We start from the raw sequence: 5,648 nt of genomic DNA, 5'->3' as shown, positions 1-5,648 counted from the left end.
GATTTGCTCTGATGTGGTCTCAACAGCAGCAACCTCTGTTGGCTCGTCAACCAAATCGATTGTTGCTAAACTTTCAGAACCAATTTCTTTTTTTGCTAAAACGTTAGTTTTAGTTTTTTTATTATATATGTTTGTATTGTTTGTTATAGCATCACAAGCATCATGCTTAGCATCCTTAAGCATGCTGTTAGCATCATGCTTAATATCACAAGCATCTTTTGTATTTTTATCCCATCTTGCCTTCGCTGCCTTTTGCGCTCTCTCTGAAAACTTATTCAAATTCTCATTAGAGTTGTTGAGTTCCTCTTCAACCTGTAAACTCCATAAACGACCACCTTCTAAACGTATCAGTTTCTCATCACTCAATAAAAAATCTAGCGCTTTATTAAAAGCTTTTACTGAACAACCAGAAATGCGTGCTAATATAGAGGCATTCTCAAGAATTGGCTGTCTCTTCTTATACATAAGCAATATCAACATCATATAAGTCGATATTTGATGCGACGTCATTCCACTAGCATCAGATACCCAATCAGAAGGAAAACAACGAACCCAAGCTAACTTAGTTGACATATTTCCCCTCCTGTTCTTTATTATTATTTAGATCTTCATTGAAGTTATTGAGTTCCTCCTCAACTTGTGAACTCCACAAACGACCATCTTCTAAACGAATGATGTATCCCTCTTCTAGCAAAACATTCAATGCTGTCTCAAATTTCTTTACTGAATAACCAGTGTAATGAGATAAAACTTTAATATTACAAAAAAGAGGTTCACCAGTACGAAGCATGCGAAATCGCAATCTCATATAGATATTACCTTCTACAGGAGGTAAATAATCGACGACCACCGCCCATTTATCGGCAAACAGTCTCGTCCATGGTATTTTACCGGACATGTATATCCCCTTCTTTCATTAAATATAAAATTGCCAAAGCATCTGCTTCGTTGTCATCACAAGGCGCGTGACCTTTTGCACGCATTGCCTTAATCATTTCTTCTTTTGACGCATTCCCTTTGCCTGTCATTGCTTTCTTAATGGTACCAACGGGAATGCCTTCATACGGTATCTGATGATGTTCACACCACGCCGTTAATGTTGATAACAAGTCACCGTAAATATGCGCTGCATCAGTACTATTATGACGCCTCACTTCTTCAAAATACATCGCGTCAATGCTGCCTACTGTCTGTTTTATTTCTGATAGACATCTCTTAAAGCGTAAATAATGCATTCCACCGACTTCAAAATATCGGGGGTGGAAATTCATGACACCACTGATGATGTGACCATCCGCACCGCATATCGCCCAGCCTGTCTTGGTCCCTAGATCAAGGCAAAGAATTGTATGAGACATCTAAATCACCAGTACCTACTTCTCATTAATCTTGTGCTTTAAACTCTCAATCTCAGCATCTAATTCCTTAAGAATTTTCTTCTTTTTTATGACGGGTTGAGCAGAAGTATACACTATGTAAATAGGCGCAACTAAAAGTATAAAAACCATCATTGCAATAAAAAACACTGCATTTATTGATATGAATAAGTAGAGTACTAATTCACCTAGATTCATGTTCCCACCCCATTCTTGAAGATATGCATTTTCAAATCGTGTAAAATTTTATGTTTTTTCGAAATGATCTCACGGAGTTTATCGTTCTTTTTGTCTAATATTTCCGAGACAACAAAGGAGATTATAAGTAAATCAAAGATCACAAATGCAATACCCAAAGCTATCGCTGTCACACTCATCTTTTTTCCCTCACTTTCTTTTCTTCTTATGAGGCGGCGTTTTTACTGCACCTTCACGCTGCTTAAGCTCTTGTCTTAGTCTTTCAATTTCCTCGTCACGTGATTGAACATCTGCTTTTAGTGCCATCACTACTTCACTTACATCTCTGAATGCCTTTTCATGTTCTTCAGTCCTTTGTTGTAGTTCTTTTATCGCTCTATCGCGTTCTTTAATTGCAATATTCAGATCACTAGTTCTCTTTGCCACGTCCTTTGAAGATGCACTTCTTGACCACGCGTATTCTTCATCAAGAGTTTTTATGCTGCTTTTTAAAGTCAAGACCTGCTCTTTAAGAACTTTGACTTTGTTGCGATAATAAAATACAACACGCAACATCGCTCCGCATACAAGCAAAGCTCCCAAAACTACCAAGCGCCCGCTATTAAAATCTCATTCGAACTCATTCTGATCTCTATTCTTTGCTTTTAGGGCGGTCATCTCGGCCAATCCGTTTTGCCTCGCATTCCATTAAAAAAAGAATGCAACAAGCCGCATGTGCCAAGTGTGATAAATTACTCTCGCCATCCTTATTCTCTCCACCAAACCATGCTAATAAATGACGTAAAGAAGCTCCATACAAACGGCTCCAATTCATGCCATGACGCCAATTGCTTGCACCGTATTTGTTTTCTCCAAGCTCTAAAACTCTACCGATTTCAATCAGTGTCAACGGTGGAATAAGATCAACACGCGGTTTACCAATGTCATTCTTATGTGCTTTAAAAACCATGATTATCCCCCCCTTAAGGCTCTACGTATTTATATGTTTGCTATGACAGAGCATTTAGTCATAAATTAAAAAAATGAACTTACTCAATTCAAAAATACACTGCATGCCTCATCTCGTTACATTTAATGTTTGGACCGATTGTGTTTTTCAAAAATTTTTTGAGAGTTTTCTTTGAAATATTTTGTGTCGCCATGCATCTTTATGGACAATTCTGGTCCTAAAGAATTTTTGGCTATTAAATGGTTGTTTTCATCAAAAGAAAAATTCCAATCAGAATTATTAAAAACGATTGTACAGCCTTCTGGAAAACCTATTTCCTGTATTAAATCTTTCAAAATATAAAAAGTATAATATGATTTTTGCAAAACATTTACATAGCTTTGCTCTTTTTTACGATATAAATAAAAAACTTTACGATAGGCCCACAAACAAAAAACCGTAATTACATTGGTCGTAAAAAGTATAATAATTGCCGCTAAACCATAATCCATCTTTACTTTCTTTCTTCTTAAGAGTGTGAAGGCTGCTGTGGGTGTTTGTTATCAGCTGTAGTAAGTGGCACGCCCACCTCTTCAAGAGAGGGGCGTGGGTATAAATCGACATACCAGTCAACGGGACGAACAATACCATTGGTTGTCTTTTCAATCTTTAAGACAATTTCAGGCTCAGGAAACCGCAAGCCGCGTAAATACCTGTTAATCGTACTCTGTGCTACGCCAACTTGCTTCCCAAATTCGGCTTGAGATAGTTTATTTCGTGTGAGATATGATTTCAATTTTTCCATAATTCAAATAAATACCATAAAAGACTGTTTTAGTCAATAAAAAAATACCTTTATGGACTTTGTTAAATAAGCAGTCTTGGTGTAAGGTTTAGAGCATGCATATAATTAAAAAATTGAGGAAAGATTTGGGACTCACACAGGTGAAATTGGCTGAAAAAGCTGGTACCACGCAACCTCAAATAAAACGGCTTGAAAAAGGTGAGCGAAAATTAACCAAAGAGTGGGCGGAAAAGTTAGCACCACATCTTGGTGTAAAGCCGTTTAATCTTCTTTTCCCAGAAAACGAGGAAATACATCCCATATCTAATGCTATTGGAATGATACCGGTGATAGGAAAAGTTGCTGCTAGCTCGTGGATGTCGGTCGAAGATATGGATTTTGGATTTGATGACATAGAATATGTACCCAGCACCTCGAAATACCCAGCTCACTTTCAATTTGCTTTAAAAATCGAGGGCAACTGCCTTAACAAAATTGCTCGTGATGGTGATCAACTTATTTGCGTAGACATAATAAAAGCCGGCATTAATGTGGAACCTAACGATCTCGTGATAGTTGAACGCAGCCGATTCAATGGTCAAATGATTGAGCGTACAGCTAAACGTATACGTCAAACTATTAGTGGATTTGAACTATGGCCTGAAAGTACTGAACCCAATCATCAAGAACCTATCAAAATAAATGGGGCAACTGATGGAGAGGAGATTCGTGTAGTTGGGAAAGTTCTTTGGATTTTAAGAAAACCCTGAAAACAAAGGAGAAGCGGGAATGGGGACAGTAGACGAGAGCTTAAAAATAATAGCTGATAAAGTCAAAAATCATTCAGATACTATGTTAACTGAAGAAGCGGTCAAAACAGCGGTCGTTTTACCATTTCTGCGCGCACTTGGGTATGATATTTTCGATCCACTTGAAGTCATTCCCGAGTTTACTGCTGATGCCGTTGGTAAAAAAGGTGAAAAAGTTGACTATGCTATCCGTATAGACGGTGAGATACGTATTCTTTTTGAGTGCAAACCGATATCTTGCGAATTGAGTTCAAAGCATTTAAGTCAATTATATCGATACTTTAGTGTAACGAATGCTAAATTCGCGATTTTGACAAATGGTCGATTTTTTCATTTTTACACAGATCTTGATGCTGCAAACAAGCTCGATAATAGGCCATTCCTTACTTTTGATGTAATAGAATACAATACTGTGGTACTTACAGAGCTTAAAAAGTTTGAACGCTCAGCATTTAATATTGAAAATATATTGGTGACAGCCGAGCAGCTCAAATATGTATCTGGAATAAAACAAAACATCCAAAAAGAAATAGAAAATCCGTCCGAAGGTTTTGTTCGTGTTGCTTGTGCGGATGTTTATGAAGGGCGCCTGACTGCTAATGTCTTAGAAATGCTCACAGGTGTTACTAAAAATGCGTTTCGCGAAGTAATATCTGATGCGGTAAAAAGTCGGCTTTCTAGCGCTTTACAAACAACAACTGAAACCGACAAGCAAGATAATATTGCTACATCTATTGGTAATGAACATGCCATAATAACGACCGAAGAGGAAGTTGAAGGCTTCATGATTGTCAAGGCAATTGCGCGTGAAGTTATTTCTGCCGACCGTATTGTTATCAGAGATGCAAAGTCGTACTGCGCCATTTTAATTGACAATAATAACAGAAAGCCGTTGGTTCGACTGCACTTTAACAGAAAACATAAGCAACTAGCCCTTTTCGATACTGATATTGATGAAAAAGTCGGTATTGAAACGCTAGATAATATTTATGATTTTGCAGACAGAATAAGAGAAACAGCAAAAAAATATTTATAAGATATTCTAACAACCTATGTATGCCCCGCTGAAGCGGGGTTTTTTTGTTCGTCCGCAGTTTTTATAAAAAAACTACGGCGTTATCTACCCATCGATTGGCTCTGTCTGCACACTGCCCCAATTTTTCCTGCATATAAATTTCAAATACAGCTAACTGATTTATTTTTTACGGGATACTAGGAAGTATCATGCCTCTACACTGAACGCTACAATACTCAAACCGATTCGTAATAAATATTAAAGTTCATTTATAAAAAAACCATTTTAGCATAAAATGACTTGACCATAATAATCCTTTACGGTATACTCCTCTATAACAACATATCACGAAGAAGCAAAAGCCGATCTGGTGTAGATTAAATTACATTAACACGAACAATCGCCAAGAGGCGTTAGGGAGGAAAAATTATGGATAAGCCAATTCTTATTAATTCCAATGAAATTTTATTAGTTGTCTATGATGATGATCAAAACATTGGTCGGTCGGGACCACTGGATGAAAGCCAAGTTCTAAAAA

General features: G+C 37.3%; 9 protein-coding genes. 2 read left to right on the top strand and 7 right to left on the bottom strand.

Features of this window, described 5'->3' with window-relative positions; genetic code table 11:
* From ACFIL2_RS02950 to ACFIL2_RS02920, 7 genes are all read right to left on the bottom strand, one after another.
* Nucleotides 1–573 (bottom strand): DUF1376 domain-containing protein (locus tag ACFIL2_RS02950; protein WP_375680693.1); only part of this gene is annotated, 573 nt, incomplete at its 3' end.
* Nucleotides 563–898 carry a DUF1376 domain-containing protein gene (locus tag ACFIL2_RS02945; RefSeq protein WP_375633224.1) on the bottom strand — a complete coding sequence of 112 codons (336 nt, stop codon included), beginning with the start codon at nt 896–898 and terminating at the stop codon, nt 563–565. The genes ACFIL2_RS02945 and ACFIL2_RS02950, both read right to left, overlap by 11 nt.
* Nucleotides 888–1,358 (bottom strand): crossover junction endodeoxyribonuclease RuvC, encoded by a 471-nt coding sequence (locus ACFIL2_RS02940; RefSeq protein WP_375677143.1) that lies wholly within the window; start codon nt 1,356–1,358, stop codon nt 888–890. The genes ACFIL2_RS02945 and ACFIL2_RS02940 overlap by 11 nt, the downstream gene beginning before the upstream one ends.
* A gap of 405 nt (nt 1,359–1,763) precedes the next feature.
* The gene (locus tag ACFIL2_RS02935; protein ID WP_375681685.1) at nt 1,764–2,156 is read right to left on the bottom strand and encodes a hypothetical protein; all 393 of its coding nucleotides are present in this window, start codon (nt 2,154–2,156) and stop codon (nt 1,764–1,766) included.
* A 49-nt stretch (nt 2,157–2,205) separates the two neighbouring features.
* Entirely contained in the window at nt 2,206–2,523 is a 318-nt protein-coding gene (locus ACFIL2_RS02930) for a dATP/dGTP diphosphohydrolase domain-containing protein (RefSeq protein WP_375613946.1), read from the bottom strand.
* Between the two features lie 122 nt (nt 2,524–2,645).
* Entirely contained in the window at nt 2,646–3,014 is a 369-nt protein-coding gene (locus ACFIL2_RS02925) for a hypothetical protein (RefSeq protein ID WP_375613947.1), read from the bottom strand.
* Nucleotides 3,015–3,031: 17 nt separating this feature from the next.
* Complete coding sequence (locus tag ACFIL2_RS02920; RefSeq protein ID WP_375633226.1) at nt 3,032–3,307, bottom strand: helix-turn-helix domain-containing protein; 276 nt, start codon at nt 3,305–3,307, stop codon at nt 3,032–3,034.
* Nucleotides 3,308–3,402: 95 nt separating this feature from the next.
* On the opposite strand from ACFIL2_RS02920, the gene ACFIL2_RS02915 reads away from it, so the two are divergent.
* Both ACFIL2_RS02915 and ACFIL2_RS02910 read left to right on the top strand, forming a co-directional pair.
* Nucleotides 3,403–4,056, top strand: a complete 654-nt coding sequence (locus tag ACFIL2_RS02915; protein WP_004856665.1) for a LexA family transcriptional regulator — start codon at nt 3,403–3,405, stop codon at nt 4,054–4,056.
* 19 nt (nt 4,057–4,075) lie between these two features.
* The gene (locus tag ACFIL2_RS02910; RefSeq protein ID WP_144755027.1) at nt 4,076–5,131 is read left to right on the top strand and encodes a type I restriction endonuclease; all 1,056 of its coding nucleotides are present in this window, start codon (nt 4,076–4,078) and stop codon (nt 5,129–5,131) included.
* The last annotated feature ends 517 nt before the right edge of the window (nt 5,132–5,648 follow it).

This window comes from Bartonella sp. AP30XZML, assembly GCF_042195945.1.
Lineage (GTDB): Bacteria > Pseudomonadota > Alphaproteobacteria > Rhizobiales > Rhizobiaceae > Bartonella.
Note: the sequence above shows the minus strand (reverse complement) of the source record. Positions and strands in the feature narration are given on the sequence as shown.

What these genes read in the sequence shown, in the direction of transcription:
- ACFIL2_RS02945 (WP_375633224.1), bottom strand. Translation starts at nt 898, where the DNA reads ATGTCCGGTAAAATACCATGGACGAGACTGTTTGCCGATAAATGGGCG.
- ACFIL2_RS02940 (WP_375677143.1), bottom strand. Translation starts at nt 1,358, where the DNA reads ATGTCTCATACAATTCTTTGCCTTGATCTAGGGACCAAGACAGGCTGG.
- ACFIL2_RS02930 (WP_375613946.1), bottom strand. Translation starts at nt 2,523, where the DNA reads ATGGTTTTTAAAGCACATAAGAATGACATTGGTAAACCGCGTGTTGAT.
- ACFIL2_RS02925 (WP_375613947.1), bottom strand. Translation starts at nt 3,014, where the DNA reads ATGGATTATGGTTTAGCGGCAATTATTATACTTTTTACGACCAATGTA.
- ACFIL2_RS02920 (WP_375633226.1), bottom strand. Translation starts at nt 3,307, where the DNA reads ATGGAAAAATTGAAATCATATCTCACACGAAATAAACTATCTCAAGCC.
- ACFIL2_RS02915 (WP_004856665.1), top strand. Translation starts at nt 3,403, where the DNA reads ATGCATATAATTAAAAAATTGAGGAAAGATTTGGGACTCACACAGGTG.
- ACFIL2_RS02910 (WP_144755027.1), top strand. Translation starts at nt 4,076, where the DNA reads ATGGGGACAGTAGACGAGAGCTTAAAAATAATAGCTGATAAAGTCAAA.